General features: G+C 62.2%; 19 protein-coding genes. 8 read left to right on the plus strand and 11 right to left on the minus strand.

The window, feature by feature from the left end; genetic code table 11:
• Window positions 1-26 precede the first annotated feature (26 nt).
• Entirely contained in the window at window positions 27-1,157 is a 1,131-nt protein-coding gene (locus tag BGO80_RS02900; RefSeq protein ID WP_286718945.1) for a flagellin N-terminal helical domain-containing protein, read from the minus strand.
• A gap of 904 nt (window positions 1,158-2,061) precedes the next feature.
• Between BGO80_RS02900 and BGO80_RS02905 the strand changes: the two genes are divergently transcribed.
• The 3 genes from BGO80_RS02905 to flaF all read left to right on the plus strand — a co-directional run bounded on the left by BGO80_RS02905 (window position 2,062) and on the right by flaF (window position 5,713).
• Window positions 2,062-4,824, plus strand: coding sequence for a flagellin N-terminal helical domain-containing protein (locus BGO80_RS02905; RefSeq protein ID WP_286718946.1), 2,763 nt, complete (start codon window positions 2,062-2,064; stop codon window positions 4,822-4,824).
• A gap of 141 nt (window positions 4,825-4,965) precedes the next feature.
• Window positions 4,966-5,391: a flagellar biosynthesis repressor FlbT gene (flbT, locus tag BGO80_RS02910; protein ID WP_286718948.1), complete on the plus strand. Its 426-nt coding sequence runs from the start codon at window positions 4,966-4,968 to the stop codon at window positions 5,389-5,391.
• Window positions 5,342-5,713 (plus strand): flagellar biosynthesis regulator FlaF, encoded by a 372-nt coding sequence (gene flaF, locus BGO80_RS02915; protein WP_126152062.1) that lies wholly within the window; start codon window positions 5,342-5,344, stop codon window positions 5,711-5,713. Before flbT ends, flaF begins: the two co-directional genes overlap by 50 nt.
• Before the next feature lie 154 nt (window positions 5,714-5,867).
• Here the strand turns inward: flaF and BGO80_RS02920 are convergent, their stop codons facing one another.
• From BGO80_RS02920 to BGO80_RS02930, 3 genes are all read right to left on the minus strand, one after another.
• Window positions 5,868-8,078, minus strand: coding sequence for a hypothetical protein (locus tag BGO80_RS02920; RefSeq protein WP_286718949.1), 2,211 nt, complete (start codon window positions 8,076-8,078; stop codon window positions 5,868-5,870).
• Between the two features lie 11 nt (window positions 8,079-8,089).
• The gene (gene flgK, locus BGO80_RS02925) at window positions 8,090-9,955 is read right to left on the minus strand and encodes a flagellar hook-associated protein FlgK (RefSeq protein ID WP_286718951.1); all 1,866 of its coding nucleotides are present in this window, start codon (window positions 9,953-9,955) and stop codon (window positions 8,090-8,092) included.
• Window positions 9,956-10,096: 141 nt separating this feature from the next.
• Window positions 10,097-12,820: a flagellar hook-basal body complex protein gene (locus BGO80_RS02930; RefSeq protein WP_286718952.1), complete on the minus strand. Its 2,724-nt coding sequence runs from the start codon at window positions 12,818-12,820 to the stop codon at window positions 10,097-10,099.
• A gap of 238 nt (window positions 12,821-13,058) precedes the next feature.
• On the opposite strand from BGO80_RS02930, the gene BGO80_RS02935 reads away from it, so the two are divergent.
• The 4 genes from BGO80_RS02935 (at window position 13,059) to BGO80_RS02950 (ending at window position 17,586) form a co-directional block, all read left to right on the plus strand.
• Window positions 13,059-13,925 (plus strand): ATPase, encoded by an 867-nt coding sequence (locus BGO80_RS02935; RefSeq protein ID WP_286718953.1) that lies wholly within the window; start codon window positions 13,059-13,061, stop codon window positions 13,923-13,925.
• Between the two features lie 74 nt (window positions 13,926-13,999).
• Window positions 14,000-14,911: a homoserine O-succinyltransferase gene (locus BGO80_RS02940; RefSeq protein WP_286718955.1), complete on the plus strand. Its 912-nt coding sequence runs from the start codon at window positions 14,000-14,002 to the stop codon at window positions 14,909-14,911.
• Window positions 14,912-15,118: 207 nt separating this feature from the next.
• Window positions 15,119-16,570, plus strand: coding sequence for a YcjX family GTP-binding protein (locus BGO80_RS02945; RefSeq protein ID WP_286718956.1), 1,452 nt, complete (start codon window positions 15,119-15,121; stop codon window positions 16,568-16,570).
• On the plus strand, window positions 16,567-17,586 hold the full coding sequence (locus tag BGO80_RS02950; RefSeq protein ID WP_286718958.1) for a YcjF family protein: 1,020 nt from the start codon (window positions 16,567-16,569) through the stop codon (window positions 17,584-17,586). The genes BGO80_RS02945 and BGO80_RS02950 overlap by 4 nt, the downstream gene beginning before the upstream one ends.
• Before the next feature lie 128 nt (window positions 17,587-17,714).
• Here BGO80_RS02950 and BGO80_RS02955 read toward each other — a convergent pair whose 3' ends face one another.
• From BGO80_RS02955 to cysG, 6 genes are all read right to left on the minus strand, one after another.
• On the minus strand, window positions 17,715-18,035 hold the full coding sequence (locus BGO80_RS02955; RefSeq protein ID WP_286718961.1) for a 2Fe-2S iron-sulfur cluster-binding protein: 321 nt from the start codon (window positions 18,033-18,035) through the stop codon (window positions 17,715-17,717).
• Window positions 18,036-18,216: 181 nt separating this feature from the next.
• Window positions 18,217-19,242 (minus strand): NAD(P)/FAD-dependent oxidoreductase, encoded by a 1,026-nt coding sequence (locus BGO80_RS02960; RefSeq protein ID WP_126152053.1) that lies wholly within the window; start codon window positions 19,240-19,242, stop codon window positions 18,217-18,219.
• Window positions 19,243-19,391: 149 nt separating this feature from the next.
• Entirely contained in the window at window positions 19,392-20,666 is a 1,275-nt protein-coding gene (locus BGO80_RS02965; protein WP_286718965.1) for a phosphoadenylyl-sulfate reductase, read from the minus strand.
• A 176-nt stretch (window positions 20,667-20,842) separates the two neighbouring features.
• On the minus strand, window positions 20,843-22,501 hold the full coding sequence (locus tag BGO80_RS02970; RefSeq protein WP_286718980.1) for a nitrite/sulfite reductase: 1,659 nt from the start codon (window positions 22,499-22,501) through the stop codon (window positions 20,843-20,845).
• Window positions 22,488-22,811, minus strand: a complete 324-nt coding sequence (locus BGO80_RS02975; RefSeq protein WP_286718981.1) for a DUF2849 domain-containing protein — start codon at window positions 22,809-22,811, stop codon at window positions 22,488-22,490. The genes BGO80_RS02970 and BGO80_RS02975 overlap by 14 nt, the downstream gene beginning before the upstream one ends.
• 3 nt (window positions 22,812-22,814) lie before the next feature.
• Window positions 22,815-24,176, minus strand: coding sequence for a siroheme synthase CysG (gene cysG, locus BGO80_RS02980; RefSeq protein WP_286718982.1), 1,362 nt, complete (start codon window positions 24,174-24,176; stop codon window positions 22,815-22,817).
• A gap of 258 nt (window positions 24,177-24,434) precedes the next feature.
• Here cysG and BGO80_RS02985 point away from each other — a divergent pair, with 258 nt between their 5' ends.
• Entirely contained in the window at window positions 24,435-24,872 is a 438-nt protein-coding gene (locus BGO80_RS02985; protein ID WP_126152048.1) for a hypothetical protein, read from the plus strand.
• Here BGO80_RS02985 and BGO80_RS02990 read toward each other — a convergent pair.
• The gene (locus BGO80_RS02990; protein WP_126152047.1) at window positions 24,869-25,189 is read right to left on the minus strand and encodes a 2Fe-2S iron-sulfur cluster-binding protein; all 321 of its coding nucleotides are present in this window, start codon (window positions 25,187-25,189) and stop codon (window positions 24,869-24,871) included. The two genes, BGO80_RS02985 and BGO80_RS02990, sit on opposite strands and share 4 nt — an antisense overlap.

Below are 25,189 nucleotides of genomic sequence, written 5' to 3' on the forward strand. Positions count from 1 at the left end.
CCTCTCCGTTTGGTTGCGCTGCGTGCTTAGCGCAGCAGGCTCAGGGCGGTGGTTTCAGCCGAGCGCATGATGGAGAGCGAGGTGGTGGCCATCTGCTGACGGGTCTGGAGAGCCATCAGATTGGCGGCTTCCTGGTCCATGTCGGCGGCGGTCAGGTCGGACGAACCGGCCTTGAGAATGTCGGACAGCGAAGCATTGAAGTCGGCACGGGCATCGATGATCGACTTGTTCGAGGAGAATGAGGCGGCGGTGGCCTGCAGCGAGTCGGCTGCGTCGATAAGCGAGCTCAGGGCGTCATTGACAGCGGTATCGCTCTGCCAGCTGTCGGCGGCTTCTTCGATATTGAGGGATGAGGCGCTCACAGCGGTACCTTCGATTGTGGTCGAGGACGATCCATTCTCATTCAGAGCCAGCTTGATCTTGTCACCAGCCAAGAGGTTGGTGCCGTTGATGCCGGCATCCTTGGCGATCCGGTCGATTTCCGAGCGGAGGGCGTCGAACTGCTTGGCCAGCGAGGTACGGGTGGCGTTGGCAGTACCGGTGGTGGTGCCTGCGGCGACACCCAGGGCGCCGAGTTCGTCGGCATCGGCAGCGCCGCCGATAACCACATTGCCGCCCTTGACGTTTTCGAGCTTAAGCTTGCCGCTGTCGTCGAGGCTTGCCTTGACGTTGAGATTGGCAGTGCCGTTCACCGCAGTGATGAAGTCTTCGACATCGGTACCTGCCGCGGTGGTGAAAGTCGCGGTGGTGGTGCCATCGCTGACAGTGACCGTATCGGCTGCTTCAAAGCCCATGGAGGCGAAGGTGGTGCCGTTGGTCAGGTTGGTCGAACCCGTGACCTGGCCGGTGGTGGCCGAAGAGGTCAACGCCTGGCTGGTGAGCGAGCGAGCCTCCTTGATCAGACCCTGAATACCCTTGATGCCTTCACTGGCGGCCTTCATCGAGCTCTTGGCGGAATTGATATTGTCCATGAGCGCATCGATCGAAGCGGCACGAGAGTCCATCGAGGAGGCGGTGAAGAACTTCGACACGTTGTCCAGCGGGCTGTTCACGGCCTTGCCGGTGACCAGGCGGTTCTGCGTCGTCGACATCTGATCAGCGACATTGCGCAGAACGGTGAGGCCAGCACGGGTATTTGCAGAGAGAGAGACGCTCATTTGTGGACTTCCTGTTCCTGAATTTTTCCCGGCGTTTCTTGCCGGCGAGATCAGGTTTAGGCTCCAAGTCCTGCGGCCTCTTTTCACGAAAAATCGCAAATTAATTCAAATTGTATCTATCTCGGAAACCCTTGGGAAATATGGGTTTTCAGGTGGTAAGCGGCGGGAAATTCGGGAGCTTCACTGAGGGACGAACCGGGTGCTCGCGGCGGCGCAAGCCAAGTGGCCAGAGACGCGGATGAGCGTCTCATCGGGGCTGACCGGGGCGCATCGATGGATCACTGCACCATCGCCCACCGCGACCCTCCCCCTCAAGGCAGGGCTATTGCATATGGGTTGGAACGTGCTGCACACCCCCTCCCAGCCTCCCCCTGAAGAAGGGGGAGGAGCCGCATCGAGTTGTAGGCAAGAGTCAGTCAAAAGCACCGGCCCATCTCCCTTCCCCTGGGGGGAGGGTTGGGTGGGGGGATGAGAGCCCGGGGCCAATTGGCCTTCTGCGATAGCCCTGCAGCAAGAGGCCCCTCCGTGCCTTTGGTTAGACTTTGCCCAGGGCGTGTCGGGGCTGCGTGCGCGCATGAGGGAAGCAGCTGGGCTGCACAGGGAGCTCAATACAGTCTCGCGCCAAGCAATACCGGACGCTTATCTGTCCTTCCGGCAGCAGCGCCCTGCCATGCCTAATCACCGCAGTTAACCGAGGCTTTCCAACCACGCCCATTAATGACCACGGCGGCGAGCAGAGGTATCTGAAAGCCCCGGAAACCGGGAAATTCCGTGGTAAATCAGACCCTTACCAAAAACGTAAACATCTCGGAAAATTAAGAGTTTTTTACCGACTCCGGTTCATAGTCGAGCCAACCTCAAGAACTGAGGCACCAGCACCACAAGGGTCCAGAAGGAAGTAATTATGTCCGACGTTACGCTCAGCAAGGCCGTTCGCTCTAACCTCATGAGCCTGCAGAACACTGCAGAGATGATGAACAAGACGCAGAGCCGCCTCGCCACTGGCAACAAGGTAAACTCGGCTCTCGACAACCCGTCCAACTTCTTCACGGCTTCCGCGCTCAACAGCCGCGCTGCCGACATGAGCAACCTTCTCGACTCCATGGCCTCGGGTATCAAGGTCATCGAAGCCGCGAATAACGGCCTCACCGCCCTGACCAAGAACCTGGAATCCATGCAGTCGACCCTGCGCCAGGCCCGTCAGGACAAGTCTTTCCAGACCAAGTCCTTCGAAGTTGGCGACAATTCGGTGATCAACCTCAGCGGTGGCCAGTTCGGCGACCTCAACGTCAAGGTTGACCTGGCCAGCGCCACCCAGGAAGGCACCAAGGCCGCTGTTTCGACCGCTGCCACCAGCTTCCTCGGCCCGGTGTCGACCGCCGGCGGCGAACAGGGTTCGGGCGCTCGCTCCGTCATTTCCGGCATGGGCGGCTTCACCAACAATGACAAGATTTCCGTTGCTGGCGTCGAAGTCACCCTCTCGGAACCCTCTGTCGGCGCTCCGCTGACCGCCGATAGCGTTGCCAACAACATCCGCGCCGCTCTGCAGAACGACCCCTCCACTCTGAACAAGTTCACTGTGACGGCCGGTACGGGCGCGAACAGTGGCAAGGTGATCATCGAAACCGTCGATCCCACCGCAGAAGCTGCTGAAGTCGAGTTCGGCGCTGGCTCGGTTGCAGCCACTAAGGGCGAAACCAGCTTCAACTACTCGGCGATCACCTCGAATGTGAGCGTCGGCGGCCAGACCATTGCCACCGGCTCGACCTTCGACTCCTTCGTCAAGAACCTGCAGGACGGCGCTGCCGCCGGCGGTTACACCGTCACCGCCGATGCCACCACCAAGGACATTAAGCTCACCAGCACTGCCTGGGGCGGCGCCGCACCGACCGTGACCGGTGTGCCGACCAATTCCGGCGCAGTAGCTGGGTCTGCCGCTGAAACCACCTTCACGCTGACCAGCTACAACGACGCCGGTACGCAGAAGCTGACTTCGGCTCAGGACCTGAACATTGCCGGCGCTACCGGCGCGGTCAGCCTCACCGCAGGCATGACCGGTGCTCAGATCAAATCGGCGATCGAAGGCGACGCCAATATCAATGCCGCCTACAATGTCACGGTCGACAACACGACCCTCGAGGTCACCCTCGAAGCCAAGACCAATGGCACAACTGCTCCGGGCGTAACGTCCACCAAGGCAGCAGTTGCCATGTCGCCTGCATCGATGACCACGTCGGGCGGTTCGGTTGACCTGTCCACCGGTACAACTGACCTCTCTGCCTATGCCGGTACGGAATTCACCATCACCGACGGCACGAATACCGCGACTCACACCATCGCAAACGGTGAGACTGCCGCCGACCTGATGACGGCGCTCAACGCCAACGGCTTCACCGTAACCGGCACGAATGGTGGCCTTTCCATCACCAGCGCGTCGGGCACCAACTTCACGTTGACCATCGATAGCGGTTCGACCGACTTCGGCCTCGCCGCTTCTTCCGAAGCATCCACCAACGGCGTCGTGGCCTCGCCCGCCGGTATCACGGGCGCAGTGAACACCACCAATGGCGTAGCCGACACGGCTGCAGTCATCGGCCAGACCAGCACGCCTCCGGTTCAGGGCGCTTCTGTCGAGGCCGTTGAAGCCGCCACCAACAACTTCACCGTCTCCTATGACGGCAAGACCGCCGACATTTCGATCGGCGCCGTGAAGGGTGGTATCGGCTCGACCTCGAACATCGTCGAAGTCAAGGAATGGCAGGACAAGACGGTTGCCGCCGTCAACACCACCCTGGCCCAGGCCGGTATCACCGGCGTCGAAGCCAAGTTCGGCGACGATGGCAAGTTCTCGATCGTCGCCAAGACGGCCGAAGCCAAGACCATCGCCATCTCCGGCGACGACTCGGTGGCCCTGTTCGGTACCGATGGCGTCAAGACCGGCGTTGCCGAGAAGAGCCAGCTGAACTCCACCAAGACCGTCGACAAGTTCGTCGAACTGATCAACCGCGATCACGGCACCAAGGTCCGTGCCTCGAACGACAACGGCAAGCTGCGCATCGAGAACCTCTCGACCCAGTCCCTCGACGTCGGCGTGGACAAGGACGGCAACAATGCCGTGAACACCACCAAGGTCGATGGCAACTCGGTTCGCGCCAACCTGTCCAAGCAGTTCAACGAACTGCGTGACCAGCTCGACAAGCTCTCCGACGACGCCTCGTTCAACGGTATCAACCTGCTGCGCGGCGACAAGCTGAAGATCACCTTCAACGAGAGCGGCACCTCCTCGATCGACATCCAGGCCAAGGACAAGGATGGCAATATCCGCGCCATCAACGCCTCGAACCTGAGCGTTGAAAGCCTGACCGCCGAGGATCTGGACACCGACGAAAAGATCGACGCCTTCCTGAGCAACCTGTCGACCGCCCTGACCGAGCTCCGCTCGCAGTCGTCGGCCTTCGGTTCCAACCTGTCGTCTGTCGAAAACCGCCAGTCGTTCACCAAGAACATGATCAATACGCTCGAAACCGGCGCCGCCAACCTGACGCTGGCCGATACCAACGAAGAGGCCGCAAACCTCCTCGCCCTGCAGACCCGCCAGCAGCTGTCGTCCTCGGCACTGTCGATGGCGTCGCAGCAGGACCAGGCCGTGCTGCAGCTCCTGCGTTAATCGCTTCGAACGCGCAAAATCCGGAAGGCGGGCCACAAGCCCGCCTTCTTCTTTTTTCAAGGGGTGGTAACACTATGCCACCACGAGTCTCCCCTGCCCCGCGGCGGCGCGCCGGCCACCTCTCCCGACAGGAACCCAGCCATGTCCCTCAAAGTCGAACTCAAGCCCGGCGAGCGCCTCCTGGTCGGCCAGTGCATCATCACCAATTCGGACCAGCGCACACGCCTGTTCATCGACGGCAAGGCCCCGATCCTGCGCGAGAAGGACATCCTCACCGTCACCACGGCAGACACCCCGGCCAAGCGCATCTACCTGGCGGTGCAATTAATGTATCTCGAGGAAGACACGGCGCGACTCCGCGACGAATATTTCAGGCTTATCAATGAGATAATTACGGCCGCGCCGTCCATGATCTCGTTGGTAAACGCAATCAATAACGAGATATTAACCGGTTCACTTTATAAAGCATTGAAGGCAGCCCGCAAACTTATCCAGTACGAACAGGACCTTCTTGCAAATGTACCACCAGGGAGCGCAGGCCTATCAACAAACGGCCCGCAAGACTGAATCCCCGCGTGATCGCGAAGCCAATCTGCTGTCGCGGGCCGCTGCCAACTTCCAGCTGATCGTCGACGCCTGGGAGACCAAGCAGGATAGCCTCAACGAGGCGCTGCTGTTCAACCGCCGCATCTGGAACATCTTCCTCACCTCGGTGACCCGCGAAGACAATCCGCTCCCCGCTCCGGTCCGCCAGAACATCGCCAATCTCGGCCTGTTCGTGATGAATGAGACCCGCGAGCTGCACATGGAGCCGGCCAAGGCCAAACTGACAACGCTGATCAACATCAATCGCCAGCTGGCTGCAGGACTGCGCGGCACCGGCGACTGAGCCGGGCTTTCAAGACCAGAAATTGCCAAACCCCCGGGGATCGCTCTCCGGGGGTTTTGCTTGTGGGGGGCAATTGGCGGCCGGGCGCAAAGAGAAGCGGGCGGAGCATGCCCTGCCCCGCCCGTTTCGTCGTCCCATGCGGCTCTTCAGGAGCCTATTTGAGGTAGTTGACCAGGCTGAGGCCGGCGACTGTGGCGGTGGTCTGGAAACTGGCCTCCAGCCGCGTCTTGATGGCGAGCAACTGCATCACCGTCTCTTCCATGCGCACCTGCTCGACCTCGCCCAGCAGGGTTTCGAGCTGGCCCGTGAACTGCACATTGCGCGCCTGCGCCGTGCCCACAGTGGCGCGTACCACGCCGAGCTGCAGGGTGATCTGCTCGACCGAACTGTCATTGGTCGCCGTGTCGGTGGAGAAATTGGTGATCTGCCGCTCGACCATGGCGCTGAACCGGCCCTGCGAGGTGGTATCGCTGAGGTCGTATTCCTGGATGCTCATCGCCGCCAGGGTCATGACCATCTGGCGCAGGCCGTTCTCATTGGCGCGGACGCCATAGCCGACCTTGGTGGAGTCATCGACCTGCGCGGTGGCGGAGAGGCGGGGATTGTCGCCAGCGGTGCCGATCTCGCCATTGTACCACTTGATGGTAGGGCGGGAGTCGAAACCGGTGGTGGGGGCCCAGCCCTTGGCATTTTCGATGCCGTTGGACAGGTCGATGCGGCGCGGTACGCCATCGGCGCTGAAGAAATCATCGGCGGCCGCATAGGTCGATGCGGCGACCAGGGTGGTCTTGCTGACATCGTCGAGCTTGAGCTTGAGCGCGGCCTCGAAAGATGCGGCCGTTTCTTCGGCATTGGCGCCGATGCGGAACTGGCCGGTCTGCGGCTCGCGATCAACCGCCTGCAGCGACATGGGCGTGGTCGTGCCATCGGGCAGGGTCAGGTTGACGGTGATGGATTCGCCGGAGCGGGGAATGCCGTTGAAAGTGATCGAGACACTGGCCGAAGGGCCTGACACGGCCGAAACGGTGACCTTGCTGCTGGTGGTCGAGGCCGAGGACAGGCGATAGCCGAACTCGGTGGCCGGGATCTCTTCCTGCAGGCGGATGGTCGTCGGCGGAGTCCCCAGGGCTTCGGCGTTGAGGCGTCCGGTCTTTACTGGCGCCTCGAGCTTGCCCATGGCCGTCTCGATGGCCGATTGCAGATTGCCCAGCGCCTGCTTGCGGTTGGCGCCGATCTCATACTGGACGGGATCGGCAGCCGGATCGGCCGGGCCGGTGACGGCTTCGAACACCAGGTCGCGCGTGACGCCATCTGGCCCCTTGACGCCGATGGTCAGCCGTTCGCCGGCTGCCGGCAGCGCCTGCATCTTGATGCCGACCTTTTCCATGCCGTCCTGATGGCCGATGATCTTCACGTCGCTATTGGAGGTGACGAACTTGGTGAAGTTCTCGAGCGTGCCAAGCTTCTGCCCCATCAGGTTCTGCAGATTGCCGGCGGTCTCCTCGAGATTGCCGCCAATGCTGTATTGCGGCGGGGTGGCATTGGGGTCGGAAGGACCGTTGACGGCAACGGCGGTGAACGCCTGGGTGGAGCCATCGCGGCGCGTCAGAGTCATGCTGATCTGGTCGCCAACGCTAGGCTGCACGCTCACCTGCACGGTCGGCGCCAGCGGCTCGGAGGTCGGGCCAAAGGTCTGCATGGAATTGGTATTGCCCGAGATCGAGGTGATCTTGTAGCCGAAGCGCTCGAACTCGGACGAATTGACCACGAGGTCATTGCCCCAATAGCCGTAGATCTCACTGCGTGGCAGGCCGAGCGAACCCAGCGTGTCGGTGCTGTCCGGCCCCTGGTCCGCCAGCTTGCGTTCACCGGCAACGGTGAGGAAGCCGTCGGATTTGCCGTCACCATTCATGATGCGGTCATAAGTTGCCACGGGGGCAGCGTCGGTCTTGTTGCCGCCCATGAGGTAGCGACCAGCAACATTGAGGTTCAGCGTTTCGAGCAGCAGCGACAGGCGATTGATAGAGTTCTGCTGCAGGCTGACCATGGTCAGGTTGTTTTCGCCAAAGCTGGTGGGCGAGGCCGCCGTGCGGGCCTCGGACTTCAACCCATTGATGGCGGTGAAGGCCTGGTCGAGGAAATTCAGCCGCAGGTTCACCGTATTGATATTGGCATTGAAGGATTCGAGCTTGGAGACGCGCGTGCGGGTGGCCAGCGACACCGCGCGGTCATTGCCCATTTCGGCCAGGGTCTGCGCCTTTTGCCCGCTACCGAGCTGCGTCTGCAGCTTGCCCAGCGAATCCTGCATCTTGGAGATGACGCTGTAGCCTGCCTGCACCGGGTACATGGACTTATTGACGAGCATGATCGGCGTCCTCAGCTAAAGGTTTGCATCAGCGTGTTGAGCAGTTCCTGCACGACAGAGGCGACGCGGGCATTGGCGGCATAGGCATTCTGCAGTTCCATCAAGCGAGCGACTTCCTCGTTGATGTCGACACCGTACTTTTCGTCCATGCGCGAGGTGATGGCGTCAAGCGTCTGGCTATTGGCCTCGGCGGTGGAGAGAGCCGTCGAGATGGTGCTGCCCTGATATTCCATGGTCTGGAACACCATGTCGGACAGCGTACCCGAAAGGCGGAAGCCGCCCGAGGTCACGGCCACGGCCGAATTGGAGCCAAAGCGCAGCGTATTGAACTGCTCGACCAGATAGTCGACGCGCTTGCTGTCGCCCGCGCTGGTGCCGGCGGCATAGTTGACCAGCAGCTTGTTGTCGGTGATCACGTCTGGATTGACGGTGATCCGCGAGGCAAAGCCAAGGCGTTGCCCTTTGCCGGACAGGCTGTTGGTGAATGGGGTACCGTCCGAGTCCACGAAGAGATTGAAGCCGAGGTCGCCGGCCTGATCCTGGCTGGGGGTCCAGCGGGACGTGGCCGATAGCGGCAGCGCATTGCTGTTGGCGCGGATATCGAGCGTAGTGCCCGCATTGACGTTGAAGGTCGGGCCCAGATTGAGCGAGGAATTGAGCACGGTGGCGACGTAGTTCATGTCGATCGTGCCGATCGGCCCGCCATTGGCGAAATTGATGCCGACGACCTGGGTACCGAGGCTATCCGGGGTGGTGAGCGGCAGCTTGGACGGATCGTCGACGCGCACAATGCGGGCATTGTGCTCGATGCCGTTGGCGTCGCGATAGCGCATGACGACATCATTGCCGTCCTGCAGCTTGGCCAGATCGACCGAATAGCCCTGGGGCGAGCCGGTGGCCTCGGCGGCAGGGGTCTGCACGGTCGAGAACACCTGCGCCAGGGCGCCGGCGATATCGTCGAGCTGCTTCTGCGCGTCCTGCAGCACGGTGTCGCGCATATTGATCAGGGCGCCGAGTGTCCCCGAGCGGATGGCGCCGTCCTTGACCAGATCGACGCGGGTGCCGTTGGGGGTCTCGATAACCAGCTTGCCGACATTGCTCTGCGCGTCGTCGACATTGAACTGGGAAGCCGCATTGAGCGAGCCAGCCTGTTCGAACACCAGCTTGGACGGCTTGACGTCGAGCATGGAGGCGCCCGAAAGCGTCGAAACGCGGACGGTGCCATCGGTATTGTAGTCGACCCGCAGATCCATCATCTCGGAAAGCCCCGAGACGATACGGTCGCGCTGATCGAGCAGGCTGTTGCGAGTGTTCTGATCGACGCCGTAATCGGCCAGGATCATATTGACGTCGCGCAGCGAGCCCAGCATCGAATTGACCTGGTCGACGGCAGTCGCCATGCGGGTCTCGGTTTCCCGACGCATGCTCTGCACTTCCAGAGACAGGCGATTGAGCGTGTTGGCCATGTTGGTGGCCTGCGCCACCACTTCGGCACGGGTCGCATAGTTGTCCGGGCTGGTGGCCAGGGAGTCGAGAGACCCCGAAAGCTTGCCGAGGACGGAGTCGAGCGAACCGGCACTGCCAGGCTTGCCCAGGGCAGTCTGCAGGCGATCCATGAACGATCCCCGCGTGGCGGAGAAGGCGGTCTCGGGAACCTGCTTGGTGTAGTAGTTCTGCAAAATGGAGTCGAAGGAGCGTTCGACCTTGCCGGCGCGGACATAGGAATTGTCGCCGCGCCCGACTTCGATGACGTTGATGGTCTGCTTGTGATAGCCCGGCGTCCCCGCATTGGAAATATTGCGAGAGATGACCTCAAGTGCCGACTGGCTGACCTTGAGACCGGACAGGGCATTGCCGATGGCAACCGTCAGACCCATTGCAAGACCCTCTTGGCGTTAGACAGAAGCGGGACGAAAAAGGAAACGCTGCACCAATCCCCGCCCAGGCAAGGCGAAATCCGGCCAGACAGCCCGTAAGGCCGATTGAAACTGATGCAGCGTCCCAAAATCATCGTGGCCTCAACGGATCATGTTGAGGGCTTCCTTCAGCATGTCGTCGGCGGCGCTGACGATGCGCGTATTCGCCGAATAGGCCTGCTGAGTGACGATCAGTTTGGTGAATTCCTCCGAGATGTCAGTGTTGGATGCTTCGGTTGACGAGCCCACAATGCCCTCCCCGCTCTGGCCGATAATGGCTTCGCCGGATTCTGAGGTTGCGGTATAGGCACCGCCATCGCCGCGCTTGAGCGCATTGGCGTTGGAGAAGCTGGCGGTGATGATCTGGGCGACTTCGCGGGTTTCGCCGTTGGAGTAGGAGGCGACGACGCGACCGCCATCGGAGATACCGACAGAGATGAACTCACCCGCGCCATAGCCATTCTGTTTCAGCGTCGTGGTGGTCGCCGCGCCGCTATTGTCGGCAAACTGGGTCATGCCCTTCATGCCGTGGTCGATATCGATCGAGCCATACATGGTGCCGTTGACCGACAGATTGTTGATGGTCAGCTTCTCGGTGCCCGAGCTGCTGGCCACTGCCGGATAGGGGGTGATGCCCGCAAGGATACCGCCCTCATAGGCGTAGTCTGCAAGCTTGGTCCAGGCGGTGGTGGCGCCGGCGCGGCTATCCGAGGCGTAGAACAGGCCCCAGCTTTCCTTGCCGGTTTCATTGCTGAGCTTGGCCCAGCGCATCTGCAGGTTGATCGGCTCGCCGGTCTGCGAATAGACGGTGATGCCGCCGCCGGAGATGGATTCAGAGACGAAGCGGTCGCTGTCGCTGGCGAGCACCGTATTCAGCGTGCCGGGCTCGGCATCGTAATTGCCGTTGATATTGAACTTGTTGGCGGCAGTGCCGGTGACGCGAACGTCGGCCGTGTAATTGCCGTTGAAGTTCATCTCGATGGTGCCGCCATTGGCATTGAGCGTCATCAGCGAGGCGGTGGCACCGCCATTGGCGCGCAGATCGGCCTGGATCGCGGCGAGCATGTCGGCCACGGTGCCACCGGCGTTGATCTTGACCTCGCCCGGCGCCATGCCGGTGAGCGAACCGGTGATGTCCATGCGATAGGTGCGGGTGATGCCGCCAATGGTGAAGCTGATGGAGTCGCCCTGCTCGACCATCATGCTGGCAGGCGCCACGGCAGCGGTGACATTGCTGCCGGTGGCCGTGTCGGTCACCGAGTCGAGACCGAGCACAGCGCCGGACATGGTGCCGGCGCGGGCGCTGGAAAAGGCCAGCGTGCTGGTGCTGTTGGGGGCCAGCGACACGGCGATCTGGCCATTCTTCAGGCCAACGGTCAGCTCGCTGTCGCCGCTGAGGTCGCGCAGCTTCTGCTGCATGTCGGCGAGCATGGTGTTGATCGTGCCATTGGCGACGATTTCCTCGCCCGAACCAGTGGTGGCGGCATCGGCGGCCTCAATGGCGGCTGGCACCGGATGGGCAATGGTCATCTGGCCAGTGGCAGCGTTATAGCCCACGGTGGCACCGGGGAAGGATGCCTGGAAGGCGGCCAGAAGCCCCGCGGCATCGGCCGACTGGGCGCCGAAATCGACGGCGACGGGCGGATTGCCGACCGAGATATCGTTCTTCTGGTGCAGGACTTCGAGTTCCTGCGGGGAAATGTTCAGAACAGTGGTCTTGCCGATACCGGCGACGGTACCCGGCGTGGAAGAACCGAAGGTGATAAGCCCATTGCCACCGGCCACGGCAGTGGTCGGAGCGGCGGCGCGGTCGCCGGCATTGTAGGTAACGGTCAGCGTACCGGCGGCGGCGTCATAAGTGGCTGATGCCACATCGGGGTGAGCAGCGACTGCAGCTTCGAGATCAGCCGCCGTCGCGCCTGCCGGCGAAATTGCCTGGCCTCCGAAGGTGAAGCCCGCCGCAGCCAGAGCCGCCAGATTGGCGCTCGGCACATTGAGCACAGTTGTCGCCGCAGTATTGGCGGGATAGCCGGTATTGGAGCTGGCGATGGTCACAGAGGGCGTCGAGGCATTGTCGGTGTTGAACCGAATGCCGTAGGTGGTGCCGTTGATCGTGACGTTGAGACGATCATTGTCCTGCACCAGCGAGCTGGCGAGCGCCGTGCCATTGACCAGCGAGCCAATCGCATAGGCCGGGGTACTGGCAGGCAGGCCGGCGCCGCTGGCCTTGGGATAGTTCGGCGTGCCCAGCACGCTGCCGAAATTCCAGGGCTTGAGCAGCTCGCTGCCCGGCGCCGTGGCCTGGTAGGAGGCGGTCTTGGGCAGGAGCGGCAGGTTGAGCTGATAATTGACCGAGGTGGTGCGCTTGGCCGGCAGGAAGGAATTGTCGATCTGGATCGGCTGGGCCACCGAACCGGTAACGACGCCATTGTTCATGGCAAGGCCGGTGAGGCGATAGCCGGCGCCATTGACCAGATAGCCATTGCGATCGCTGTCGAAGTCGCCACGACGAGTGTAATAGGTACCGCCGCTGCCATCGCCGGGCTCGACCACGAAGAAGCCGGAGCCGTTGAGCGCCATATAGGTCTCGGTCTCGGCGTTCTGGATATCGCCGCGCAGGGTATTGGTGGCCACCGAGTAGGCCGACACCGCACCGGCGACCTGGCTTTTCACCGGCGCGTCAGGGATCAGGTCCAGGAAGCTGGTATCGATGCGCTTGTAGCCAATTGTCTGCGAGTTGGCGATGTTGCCCGAGATATTCTCCATCGCATGCGACTGCGCCTTGAGACCGGACACCGCACTTTGCAGAGCACCAAAAATACCCATCTAAAACTCCAATTCCCCAATCGGCGGGACAAGCGCCTACTCTGCCCATGCAAATGCAAGTGCGATGCCAACAAGCCAATGCGTTGATTTTACGATTGTTTTACCATGATAGAGCCGTGCAGAATTCGCCGGAGCGGCAATTCTGGCAGGGTGGAGTGGCAAATTCTGCCGGGTGTGAAACGCTTGTCGGCGTGCGGCCTTTGCTCTAAACGCGAGGGCCGAAGACCGAAGGCGCGCCATGCTGTTCAACACCCCAGACGAGTTCATCAATGCCCCGCGCCGGGCCATCACCGTTTTCGGCATGGCCGGGGTCGGCAAGACGCGTCTCAGCAACATGCTGCGCGACCAGCACTGGTTCCATTATTCGGCCGATTACCGCATCGGCACGCGCTATATGGGCGAGTTCATCGTCGACAATTTCAAGCGCGAGGCCATGAAGGTGCCGTTCCTGGCGCAGCTTTTGCGCACGGACTCGATCTACATCTCGTCCAACATAACCTTCGACAATCTCGACCCGCTGTCGACCTATCTCGGGACGCCCGGCGATCCCAATCGCGGCGGCCTGCCGCTGGCCGAGTATCAGCGCCGGCAGGAACAGCACAGCGTGGCGGAAATCGCCGCCCTCTGCGACCTGCCCTATTTCATTGATCGTGCCGCAGAGCTCTACGGCTATGACAATTTCATCGCCGATACCGGCGGGTCGCTGATCGAAGTCATCGACCACGACAATCCGGAAGACCCGGTGGTCAAGACGCTGACCGAGAACACCGCCCTGCTCTATATCCGCGGCACCGACAAGGACGCCGCCGAGCTGGTCAAGCGCTTTAAGAAATCGCCCAAACCGATGTATTATCGGCCGCATTTCCTGGTGGAGAAATGGGCCGAGTACAAGCTGATCCAGGGCATTCACGACGACAATGACATCGACCCCGCTGGGTTCGGCACCTGGGGCTTCGAGGCACTGCTGCATGACCGCCTGCCCCGCTACCAGGCGCTGGCCGACAATTTCGGCTATGTGATCGAGGCATCGGACCTGGCGACGGTGCGCGACGGCGACGAATTCATCGACCTGGTGGCAGCGGCGATCAGCAAGCGAATGCGTTAGCGCGTGCCCCCGCTTGAGGGTGAGCACGCGCCGGCTTGAACCGCTTGTCTGTCGCACCCAATTAAGAGGCTGCCATGCCCATTCGCATTCCCGATAATCTGCCTGCCCGCAAGACGCTCGAACAAGAGGGCGTCTATGTCATGGATTCCACGCGCGCCGCGCGCCAGGATATCCGTCCGCTCGAATTCGGCCTTCTCAACCTGATGCCGAACAAGGAGCGCACCGAGACCCAGTTCACACGGCTGATCGGCGCCACGCCGCTTCAGATCAATCTCAGTCTCGTGCGCATCACCGAGCACCAGTCCAAGCACACCTCGGAAGAATATCTCAACAGCTTCTACCAGACCTGGGAAGAGGTGAAGGAGCGCAAGTTCGACGGCTTCATCGTCACCGGCGCGCCCATTGCCAATATCCCGTTCGAAGAGGTGCGGTACTGGAAGGAAATGCTCGAGATCATGGCGTGGACCCGCACTAATGTGCACCACACCATGTTCATCTGCTGGGGCGCACAGGCCGCATTGCACCATTTCCACCAGGCGCGCCGCTATCGCATGGACAAGAAGGCGTTTGGCGTATTCCGGCACCAGATCCTGAAACCCGGTTCACCCTGGCTGCGCGGCATGTCCGACAGCCCCATGATCCCGGTCTCGCGCTATAACGATATCGAGCGGGCCAGCATCGGTGACGACCTTGAGGTGTTGATCGACAATCCTGAACTCGGGCTCTGCATGCTGGAGCGCAAGGATGGGCGGGCGGTCTATTTCCTCAACCATCTGGAATATGACAATCGCTCGCTCGCCGACGAATATGAGCGCGACATCGCCGCCGGACTGGACACGCCGCCACCCGCCAATCTCTACCCCAATGGCGACACATCGGCGGTTCCGGAAAACCGCTGGCGCAGTCATGCGCATCTGCTGTTCCAGAACTGGATCAACGAGATCTACCAGACGACACCCTACAAGCTGGACGAGATCGGACAGTAAGGCGACACCCCCACCCCGCCTCCCCCCTGAAAAAGGGGGAGGAGCCCGTCTGTGGCTTACGAAGGTGGAGACAAGCGCGATCTGTTCCTCCCCCTTTTTCAGGGGGAGGTTAGGCGGGGGCCAGCATTGGCGTACCGCCCCAACACCCCCAGCCCTTCCCAAACCCGTCCCCGCTCCCTACCTTGCAGGGGTAACAGGGGACACGCCTTGCCGCAGCCGCCGACCACGATCACCGACGAACTGGGCATTGCCCTCTCCAATCTTGCCGATAGCGCCAGCGGGGTCCTGACCCCGACCCTGCGGCTGGGCGTGACCGGGTTGTCGCGCGCCGGAAAAACCATTTTCATCACCGCGCTGGTGCATAATCTGCTGACCCAGGGACGCCTGCCCGGCTTCGCGCCGCTGGCCGATGGGCGCTTCATCGGCGCCAAGCTCGCCGAATATCCAGACGCCACCATTCCGCGTTTCGCTTATGAGCAGCATATGGCGGCGCTGACGGCAAATCCGCCGACCTGGCCGGAAAGCACGCGCAGGATTTCGCAGCTGCGCATCGTGCTCAAATACCAGTCGGCCAAATGGTGGGCGGGAATGACCGGCCCCGCGACGCTCAATCTCGATATTGTCGACTATCCCGGCGAATGGCTGCTCGACCTGCCACTGCTCGGGCTGAGCTTTGCCGAATGGAGCGCCGATGCGCTGGCCCGGGCGCGAAAACCCGGCCATGCCGAGGAGGCCGAGGCCTTTCTGCGCGAACTCGACAGCACCGACGTGCTCAAGGACGCCAACGACCCCGATGCCGAGCGGTTGGCTGCGGCGTTCACCAGCTATCTCAGGCGCAGCCGCGAGCATGGGGCGCTCTCCACGCTGCCACCCGGCCGGTTCCTGCTTCCCGGCGATCTCGAAGGCTCGCCGGCGCTCACCTTTGCTCCGCTGCCCAAGCCAGATGGAGCAGCACGGCGAAATAGCCTTTATGCCATGCTGGAGCACCGCTACGAGGCCTATAAGGCGCAGGTGGTGCGGCCATTCTTCCGCGACCATTTCGCCCGGCTGGACCGGCAGGTGGTGCTGGTGGACACTTTGCGGGCGCTGAATACCGGGCCTGCCGCCGTTGCCGATCTGGAAACGGCGCTGACAGCCGTGCTGGCCTGCTTCCGCCAGGGCGAAACCAACCCGCTGCTGCGCCCCTTTACCCGCCAGATCGACCGTATCCTCTTCGCCGCCACCAAGGCCGACCACGTGCACCACACCAGCCACGACCGGCTGGAAGCGATCCTCAACCGGCTGGTTGCCAATGCCGCCGGCCGCGCCCGCTTTGCCGGGGCGCAGACGCGGTCCATCGCCCTGGCCGGCATTCGCGCCACCGCCGAAGGCACCATTCGCGAGAATGGCGAGACGTTGCCGACGCTGATCGGCACCCCGCTCAAGGGCGAGGCGCTGGACGGCACGACCTATGACGGCAAGACCGAAATCGCCTTGTTTCCCGGTGACTTGCCGGAGCGCCCGGATTCATTGTTCGAGAATGGCAATCCGGTGGCGCTCAACTTCCTGCGCTTTGCGCCGCCTGCCCGGCTGGAGCGCAATGCCGCCGGAGAGGTGGTGCTGCCCCATATCAGGCTCGACCGCGCCCTCGACTACCTCATCGGAGACTGGATGGCATGAAGCGCTCCATAGCCCATACCATCAGCAGCGGCACCGATACGCCCGAGCCGACACGTGCGCCCCGCGCCTTCGTGCCCGACCGGGCCGAGATTGTCGAAACCAGGTTTGAGCCGGAGGCTGATCCGGAACTGGTGACGCCACCGCCGCGGCGCATGAGCTGGTGGGGCCGACTGGCCTGGACCACCGGGGGCATTCTGGTCTCGGCCGGGCTGGGCCTCGCCGCCGACCGGCTGATCCGCGACCTCTTCGCCAGCAACCAATATCTGGGCTATGTCGGCCTTGGCGTGCTCGGCGCTTTCCTCGTGGCGGTTCTGGCGCTGGTGCTGCGCGAAATGCTGGCGCTGCGGCGCCTGCGGGTGCTCGATACACTCAAAGCTGAGGCGAAGGAAGCCAGCATCGGCAATGACCGCAAGCTGGCTGGCAAGGTCGCCGAGGAGCTGGAAGCCATCTATGCCCATCGCCCGGAATTGGCGCGACCACGCGCGCAGCTCTCGGACAATCTCGAGCATCTGTTCGACGGCACCGAGGTGATCACCCTGGCCGAGCGCAGCCTGATGGCGCCGCTCGACGCAAGGGCGAAGGCGCTGACGGCAGCCTCGGCGCGGCGCGTGGCGCTGGTCACGGCGGTATCGCCGCGGGCGCTGATCGACGTGGCTTTCGTCATCTATGAAAGCATTCGCCTCGCCGGGGCTATTGCCGCGCTCTACGGTGCCCGCCCCGGCTTTTTCGGCTTTTGGCGGCTGGCTGGCGCCGTACTGGCCCATCTGGCCGTCACCGGCGGTCTGGTGCTGACCGACGGCGTGGTCGAGCAGCTGGTCGGCCAGGGGCTGGCCGCAAAGCTGTCGGCGCGGCTGGGTGAAGGCGTGGTCAATGGGCTGATGACGGTGCGCGTCGGAATCGCGGCGATGCGGGTGGTTCGTCCATTGCCTTTCGAGACTCTGCCCCAGCCTATGGTTCGGGATTTCATTCCCGAGCTGGTGAAGGTGACGCAGGATGCGGGGAAGAGCGCAAGTTAAGCGGGATAACACCCCCACCCAACCTCCCCCTGAAGGAGGGGGAGGAGCCGACAGGGGCTTCCCGGCAGCTCAGCACGCACGATAGGTCCCTCCCCCTTCTTCAGGGGAAGGATAGGTGGGGGTCTGTCTCAATCCTTGGCCGCACTCGGCGCCAGGGTGAGTTTCAGGCCATCGAGGGCGTCGGAGCAGAGAATCTGGCAGGAGAGGCGGGAATTGGTCTTCACGTCGCCGACCGAGTCCAGCATGTCCTCTTCCTCGTCGCTGGGGGCGCCGACGGCATCGAGCCAATCATTGTCCACATAGCAGTGGCAAGTGGCGCAGCTCAGCGCGCCGCCGCATTCGGCCTTGATGTTGAGGCCCCAGTCGCGGATGACCTCCATGACGCGCCAGCCGTCGAGCCCTTCGAGCTCGTGCACGTCGCCAGACTGGTCGGTAACGATGATCTTCATGGGGCGCTCCTCAACAGCGCGATGGGGATAGCGTCAAGTTGCCAGAACAACAAGACTATCATTGATCGTCACCACCCGGCCATCCTCGGACTTGATCCGAGGACCGGGTGGTGCATGCCTCCGCAAGATGGATTGCCCGGTCAAGCCGGGCAATGACGATGGGGGGTTATTGCAGCAGGCTCTAAGCCACACCAAGCTTCTTCTGCAGTTTGGTGCTCGACGTCGTGTACTGGAACACCACGCGCTCGCCGGGCGAGACGATCGCCTTGGCGGCCTGGGCCATCAGTGCGGCTTCGTGGAAGCCGGAAAGGATGAGCTTGAGCTTGCCGGGGTAATAATTGATGTCGCCGATGGCGAAGATGCCGGGCACCGAGGTCTCGAACTTTTCGGTGTCGACCACGATGGTATTGTCGTTGAGCTCGAGGCCCCAATCGGCGACCGGACCGAGCTTCATGGTGAGACCGAAGAAGGGCAGCAGGCGGGTGGCGGGGATCGAGAGGTCACCGGCTTCGGTGGTCAGATGCACATGGTTGATCTGGCCGTTTTCGCCATCGAGCTTGGCGATCTGGCCGAGCTGGAAGTTGACCTTACCTTCTGCCACCAGCTCCTTCATCTTGTTGACCGAGGCCGGGGCGGCCTTGAAGGCGTCGCGGCGATGCACCAGCGTCAGGGTGCGGACGATGGGCTGCAGGTTCAGCGTCCAGTCGAGCGCCGAGTCACCGCCGCCGACGATCACCACGTCCTGGCCGCGGAAATCTTCCATTTTGCGGACGGCGTAGAAAACGGACTTGTTTTCGAACTGCTCGATCTCCGGCACCGGCGGGCGCTTGGGCTGGAACGAGCCACCGCCGGCCGCGATCACCACGACCTTGGTATAGAAGGTCTCGTCGGCATCGGTCTGCAGCTTGAACGAGCCGTCCTCGAGCTTCTCGATGGAATTGACCATGCGCGAGAAATGGAACTCGGGGGAGAAGGGCGCGATCTGCGCCATCAGGTTGTCGGTCAACTGCTGGCCGGTGACCACGGGAAAGCCCGGAATGTCGTAGATCGGCTTTTCCGGATAGAGCTCGGCGCACTGGCCGCCCGGACGGTCGAGAATGTCGATGAAGTGGCATTTGATGTCGAGCAGCCCGAGTTCGAAGGCCGCGAACAGCCCGCAGGGGCCCGCGCCAATGACAACGACATCGGTGGTGATCTCAGTGCTCATCTTTCAAAGTCCATTCGAAACCGGAACCGCCAGCGGCTCCGGAATTGGTCCCATCGGGGCACCCTGCCCCGCGCTGTTTGATGGGAACCGCCGCTGTCACCAGCGGCCCCGGCGGATCGCCTAAAGGCGACGACTACGCTCCACTTATCCTAGGAGACGCGACGAAGGAAGGGGCGCGTGCCCAGCGGAATCTCGGTGACGCCGACCGGCTGGTAGAACACCGAAACCTCAGGCAGGCGGTTTTCGATCAGCGCTTGGCGGGTCGGTTCGTGGGTGACCACCAGCGCATTGATGCCGCAGCGCAGCATATGCGGAATCTGATCCTGCAAAACGTCGCCCAAGGCTCTGATTTCACCGGCATATTTGTATCGCTCGACCAGGAGCCGCGCGGTGGAATAGCCGCGACCATCAGTGAACGAGGGGAAGAGGATCGCGATCGAGGCGAAGCGGGAGAGATCGTCGGCGACGTCCTCGATTTTGTCGCCCGGGGAAACCAGCAGCCCCAGTGGATGCGGATTGGCCAGGAACTCGGCGCGATGGGCGAGGAAAACCGGCAGCGGCACATGCACATAGCGCGCTTCAGCGGGATTGGTGCTCTCTTCCCAGGCCTTGAACGGGTCGGCGATGAAGGCACCGTCTTTCCAGAGCGTGTGGCGGTTGGCAGCTTTCATCGGATTGGCGATCGCTCCACTGAAATCGTAATGGATGCCGCATTCCTTCTTGTTGAGGCCGCGCCACCGTCCGGCGCGCGGGTCCTCGCCCTCGGCAACCACCGAAGTACAGGGCGCGCAGCCAATGGACTTGTAGCCTTTGGCATAGAGCGGATGCTCGGGCAAGTTATGCTTCTGGCGGTATTCCACGACATCGGCATCGGTGAAATAGGCCAGCGGATTGACCTTAATGCGGTCGTCCGAGGTGAGCTCGAAATGCGGGAGAACGCCGCGTTCCTTGGTCTGGTAGCGCTTCCTGCCGGTGACCCAACCACCATATTGCTCGGTAATCGGCTCCAGCGGTTCGGTCTTGCGGATATGGCAGCAGGAATCGGGGTCCGTCTCCCACAGGTCGCCATTAGGATCGAAACGCTTGATATCAGCCGGGTCCGGATGGATGCCGTGGATATTGAGGAGGCCGAACTGCCTTTTCAGCGTCTCGACATAGGCCAGCGTCTCGGGAAAATGCTTGCCGGTTTCAAGGAAATAGACCGGCATGGACGGGTCCACCTGCGCCACCATATGCAGCAGCACGGCGGAGTCAGCACCGAAGGACGAGACGATGGCAAGGTCGCCGGGAATGACGTCGCTGACCGCATAGCGCAGCACGCCGACAGCATCCATCTCATCGAACATGCCGTTGAGCGCAAGAATACCGAGGGCCCGCAGCTTGTCATTGGCGACGGGAACGGGAGCGAGTTTAGGCATGGCCATGGAATGTCTCCTTGCGCACGGCGCCCCTATTCCTCTCCCCCTCGGGGAGAGGTGGCCCGGCAAAGCCGGGTCGGTGAGGGGGTACCATCCACCCTTGTTGGGGCATCCCCCTCATCCGGCGCTGCGCGCCACCTTCTCCCCGAGAGGGAGAAGAAAAGGAGCCTCCGCGATCAAAACTAAGCATCCCCATACAACGCCTCCTTGAACGGCGCCTCGCCCAGTCGGCGATAGGCGGCGAGGAAGGGTTCTTCGGCGCTGGTGCGGTTGGCGATGTAGAAATCGACCAGCTTTTCGATGGCGCCGGGAACGGCGTCGGCCTCGAAGCCCGGGCCGATGATCTTGCCCACGGCAGCCTGCTCGGTCGCGTCGCCGCCCAGGGTGATCTGATAGAGCTCGCCACCCTTCTTCTCGACGCCCAGAATGCCGATATGGCCCACATGGTGGTGCCCGCAGGCGTTGATGCAGCCGGAAATCTTGATCTTGAGATCGCCGATATCCTTCTGGCGCTCGGGAGCGGCGAATTTCTTGGAGATTTCCTGAGCAATCGGAATGGAACGGGCATTGGCCAGGGCACAGAAGTCGAGACCGGGGCAGCAGATCATGTCGGTGATCTGGTTGTTGTTACCCTCGGCGAGGCCGTTGGCGACCAGCAGGTGGTAGACGGCGCGCAGATCAGCGACAGCCACATGCGGCAGGACCAGGTTCTGCTCATGCGTTACGCGCAACTCGTCATAGGAATAGCGCTCGGCAAGATCGGCGACGACATCGATCTGCGTATCCGTCGCGTCGCCCGGCGCACCGCCGACCGGCTTCAGCGAAATGGTAATCGCTGCGTAACCGGTCTGCTTGTGCGGGAAGAGGTTGTTGTCGAGCCAGCGGCCATAGGCCGGGTCGATGATTGACTGATAGGCGATATCGATCTTGTCGCCGGAACGGTCGGCAAAATCGGGCGGCGCGAAATAGGCGGTGATGCGGTCGAGTTCTTCCTGCGGTAGGGTGAGCACACCGCCGCGCACTTCTGCGAACTCGGCTTCCACCTGGCCCTTGATGCTCTCAAGCCCCTCTTCGTGGACGAGAATCTTGATGCGCGCCTTGTACTTGTTGTCGCGGCGGCCATAGCGGTTGTAAACGCGCATAATGGATTCGAGATAAGCCAAGAGGTGCTCGTTGGGCACGAAGCTGTTGATCAGCTTGGCAATCATCGGCGTACGGCCAAGACCACCGCCGACCCAGACTTCCCAGCCAACCTCACCCGCACCATTCACTGCGGCCTGCAAGCCGATGTCGTGGAAACGAATGGCAGCGCGGTCATTGGGCGACCCGGTGATGGCGATCTTGAACTTGCGCGGCAGGTAGGAAAATTCGGGGTGGAGGCTCGACCATTGCCGCAGGATTTCGGCAATGGGGCGCGGATCGATGATCTCGTCAGCGGCAGCGCCCGCAAACTGGTCGGTCGTGACATTGCGGATGCAATTGCCCGAGGTCTGGATGGCGTGCATTTCGACGGAGGCCAACTCCTCGAGGATCACCGGAATGTCCTTGAGCTTTGGCCAGTTGAACTGGATGTTCTGCCGGGTGGTGAAGTGGCCATAGCCGCGATCATAGGTGCGGGCGATATGGGCGAGCTTGCGCATCTGCCGGCTGTTCATCGTGCCATAGGGCACGGCGATGCGCAGCATATAGGCGTGCAATTGCAAATAGAGCCCGTTCATCAGCCGCAGCGGCCGGAACTGGTCCTCAGTCAATTCGCCCGAAAGGCGGCGCTTCACCTGGTCGGCAAACTGCGCCGTGCGACCCGCTACGAAAGCGGCGTCGAATTCGTCATATCGATACATGCCCGTCGTCACCTAAGTGCTGGCGATCATACGCCTGCCCATGAAGAGTTAGGGGAGCGGTGGGGCCCGCCGCCCGGATGCGTTCGCGCAGGCGCTTGGGCACGATTTGCCCGCCCTCCTGACTTACTTCTTCGATTTCAAGACTGATCACCCTGCCGCCGGCCTTGGTGGCGGCCAGTGCAGCGTCGCGCTCGGCCGTCTCGTCCTTGGAGAACAATCGAGCTGCCTGGAGATCCTCGACCCAGGTGCCGGTGCCGTCGAGATAGACGGTGGCGCCCGAGATCAGTTCATTGCCGGTGAGGATTTCCATGGATCAGGCTACCTTGAAAGAAATGGCGGCCGCCGAAGCGGCATGGGCCCAGTCGCCATGGGCGACAGCACGGCCAACGAGAATGACGGCAGGGCCATCGATGAAATCGACGGCACCGGCGGCGAGACCGCCCAACGTGCCTGCATAGGAGGTGCTGCTCGGACGGCCCGCATTGACGACAATGCCGATCGGCAGGTCGGCGGGAGCGCCCTGGGCGAGGAGACGCCCGGCGGTGTCTGCGGCAATGGCCTTGCCCATATAGAGCGCCAGCGTCAGCCCCGACTGGGCCAGAGCGGCCCAATGGGCGAGGTCACTGTCGTCGGCGCCATGGGCGGTGGCCATGACGAAGCCGCTCGACACTTTTCGCAAGGTCACCGGCGTGGCGGTGTCGGCGGCAGCGGCCAGTGCGGCGCTGACACCAGGGACGATCTCATAGGCGAACCCAGCCTTGCGCAGCGCTTCGATCTCCTCGCCGGCGCGCCCGAAGACCATGGGATCGCCGGATTTGAGCCGAGCGACCTTCTTGCCCTCGCCCGCCAGCCGCACGATCAGCGTATTGATCTGCGCCTGGCTGAAGGAGTGATGGCCGCGCGCCTTGCCGACGCAGATCTGCTCGGCATCGCGACGGCCCATTTCGACGACGGCGGCGGGCACCAGCTGGTCATGCACGATAACATCGGCCTGTTGCAGCAGCCGCTGGGCGCGCAATGTCAGCAGGTCTTCGGCACCGGGACCGGCGCCGATCAGCCAGACCACGCCCTGCCCCGCGCCAGTTTCGGCGTGTTGGGCCAGCAGTGCCTCAGCATCCACACCCGGCCTTGTGACGAGGTCCTCATAGAAGCGCCGCCGTGCAGCGCCATCGTGAATCAAGCTCTCAACCTTGTGGCGTAACCCACCGGCGAGAGCGGCAATTTTGCCGATCCCGGGCGCCAGCAGCGCCTCGATCTGCGCCCGCACCAGCCGCGCCAGCACCGGCGCATCGCCCTCGGTTGAGATCGCGACGGTCAGAGGCGCGCGGTCGACAATGGAGGGGGTGTAGAAGTCGCATTCGGCCGGCACGTCGACCACATTGAGCGGAATGCCGAGCCGTCGCGCCTCGAGCTTGGCGATCTCCGCGGCAGGGCTTTCCTCGGCTACGAAGACCAGCGCCGCACCGGCAATGTCCCCTGCCGTAACGGCGCGGTTGTGAACGGTAGCCGGGAAGGAAGAAAAGTCGGCTTCGATATGGCTTGCGTAAATCTCTATCGAACCAGTAGTCTTAGAAACCAACCGGACCTTGTTGAGGGCCTCATCGTCTCCACCGACGATGATGATGCGCTTGCCCTTTACCTTGAAACTCAACGGGAATGTGTTGAGGAGTGCCATCTTCTTCCTGTACGCGAGATGGCGGAAAGTAATCCGAACTGGCGAATGCCAGCAAGGCCTTGAAATTCAATAGCTTTTATATTTCCTGCAAATGCTGCCCAGTAGAATGGGCAATCGGACTGCCGGGCGCTGCCGCCAAAAGAATCCATTTCACCTGCGCCGACGGAAAATTTACCCCCGCCAGTCTGGTTGTTGCGCATGTCGGCAGCGCCCCGGTTCGGGGGGTGCATGAAACGCACTGGCCCCTAGACTGGGCCCATGTCCAGATTGCACGCCGCGCTTTGCGCAACCATCCTCGCCCTCATTTCGCCGATCGCATTCGCCGGAGATTTTCCGCGCGAGGGCAATCCGGCGGTGCCGAATGGCGTGGCGGCACCCTTTATCGGCCAATGGTCCGTCGGCTTTCCCGATGACGAGACTACGATAGCGACCAGCACGCTGGTTGGCTGCGATGACCCGCTGGACATTGCGCTGGACGGTCCGGAAGGGATTGCACTCAGCCGCAAGACCGATATCGAGCCACCGGTGCGCCTGACGCTAAAAGCCTTCGCCGGACGAACCAACTGGCTGCCGGTGACGACGGGGCTGAGCTCCGTCATCGTCTGGCTCGATGCCGACAGCTTTTATCGCTACGAGGTCAGTGCGACGGGCAAGGCCGACTGGGACTGGCCGTTCCTGCACAGGCGCTGCGACTAACCCTGGCGGGTCGGCACGTGTACCACGAGGCCGTCGAGCTCCTGGCGCACCTTGATCTGGCAGGAGAGGCGGCTGTTGTCGCGTACGTCGAAGGCGAAATCGAGCATGTCTTCTTCCATCATCGACGGGCCGCCGACGGTCTCGCGCCAGGCATCGTCGACATAGACGTGGCAGGTGGCGCAGGTGCAGGCACCACCACATTCGGCCACGATCCCGGGCACGGCGTTCATGATCGCCGTCTCCATCACGGTCGAGCCGTTCTCGCCTTCGGTTTCGATGCGCTCACCCTGCGAGGTGACATAGGTAATCTTGGTCAT

Source organism: Devosia sp. 63-57 (genome assembly GCF_001899045.1).
In the GTDB taxonomy this organism is placed as follows: domain Bacteria; phylum Pseudomonadota; class Alphaproteobacteria; order Rhizobiales; family Devosiaceae; genus Devosia; species Devosia equisanguinis.

Bases quoted from the DNA above. Each gene is read 5' to 3' on its own strand.
- BGO80_RS02900 (WP_286718945.1), bottom strand. From the start codon at position 1,157: ATGAGCGTCTCTCTCTCTGCAAATACCCGTGCTGGCCTCACCGTTCTG.
- BGO80_RS02905 (WP_286718946.1), top strand. From the start codon at position 2,062: ATGTCCGACGTTACGCTCAGCAAGGCCGTTCGCTCTAACCTCATGAGC.
- flbT (WP_286718948.1), top strand. From the start codon at position 4,966: ATGTCCCTCAAAGTCGAACTCAAGCCCGGCGAGCGCCTCCTGGTCGGC.
- flaF (WP_126152062.1), top strand. From the start codon at position 5,342: ATGTACCACCAGGGAGCGCAGGCCTATCAACAAACGGCCCGCAAGACT.
- BGO80_RS02920 (WP_286718949.1), bottom strand. From the start codon at position 8,078: ATGCTCGTCAATAAGTCCATGTACCCGGTGCAGGCAGGCTACAGCGTC.
- flgK (WP_286718951.1), bottom strand. From the start codon at position 9,955: ATGGGTCTGACGGTTGCCATCGGCAATGCCCTGTCCGGTCTCAAGGTC.
- BGO80_RS02930 (WP_286718952.1), bottom strand. From the start codon at position 12,820: ATGGGTATTTTTGGTGCTCTGCAAAGTGCGGTGTCCGGTCTCAAGGCG.
- BGO80_RS02935 (WP_286718953.1), top strand. From the start codon at position 13,059: ATGCTGTTCAACACCCCAGACGAGTTCATCAATGCCCCGCGCCGGGCC.
- BGO80_RS02940 (WP_286718955.1), top strand. From the start codon at position 14,000: ATGCCCATTCGCATTCCCGATAATCTGCCTGCCCGCAAGACGCTCGAA.
- BGO80_RS02950 (WP_286718958.1), top strand. From the start codon at position 16,567: ATGAAGCGCTCCATAGCCCATACCATCAGCAGCGGCACCGATACGCCC.
- BGO80_RS02955 (WP_286718961.1), bottom strand. From the start codon at position 18,035: ATGAAGATCATCGTTACCGACCAGTCTGGCGACGTGCACGAGCTCGAA.
- BGO80_RS02960 (WP_126152053.1), bottom strand. From the start codon at position 19,242: ATGAGCACTGAGATCACCACCGATGTCGTTGTCATTGGCGCGGGCCCC.
- BGO80_RS02965 (WP_286718965.1), bottom strand. From the start codon at position 20,666: ATGGCCATGCCTAAACTCGCTCCCGTTCCCGTCGCCAATGACAAGCTG.
- BGO80_RS02970 (WP_286718980.1), bottom strand. From the start codon at position 22,501: ATGTATCGATATGACGAATTCGACGCCGCTTTCGTAGCGGGTCGCACG.
- BGO80_RS02975 (WP_286718981.1), bottom strand. From the start codon at position 22,811: ATGGAAATCCTCACCGGCAATGAACTGATCTCGGGCGCCACCGTCTAT.
- cysG (WP_286718982.1), bottom strand. From the start codon at position 24,176: ATGGCACTCCTCAACACATTCCCGTTGAGTTTCAAGGTAAAGGGCAAG.
- BGO80_RS02985 (WP_126152048.1), top strand. From the start codon at position 24,435: ATGTCCAGATTGCACGCCGCGCTTTGCGCAACCATCCTCGCCCTCATT.
- BGO80_RS02990 (WP_126152047.1), bottom strand. From the start codon at position 25,189: ATGACCAAGATTACCTATGTCACCTCGCAGGGTGAGCGCATCGAAACC.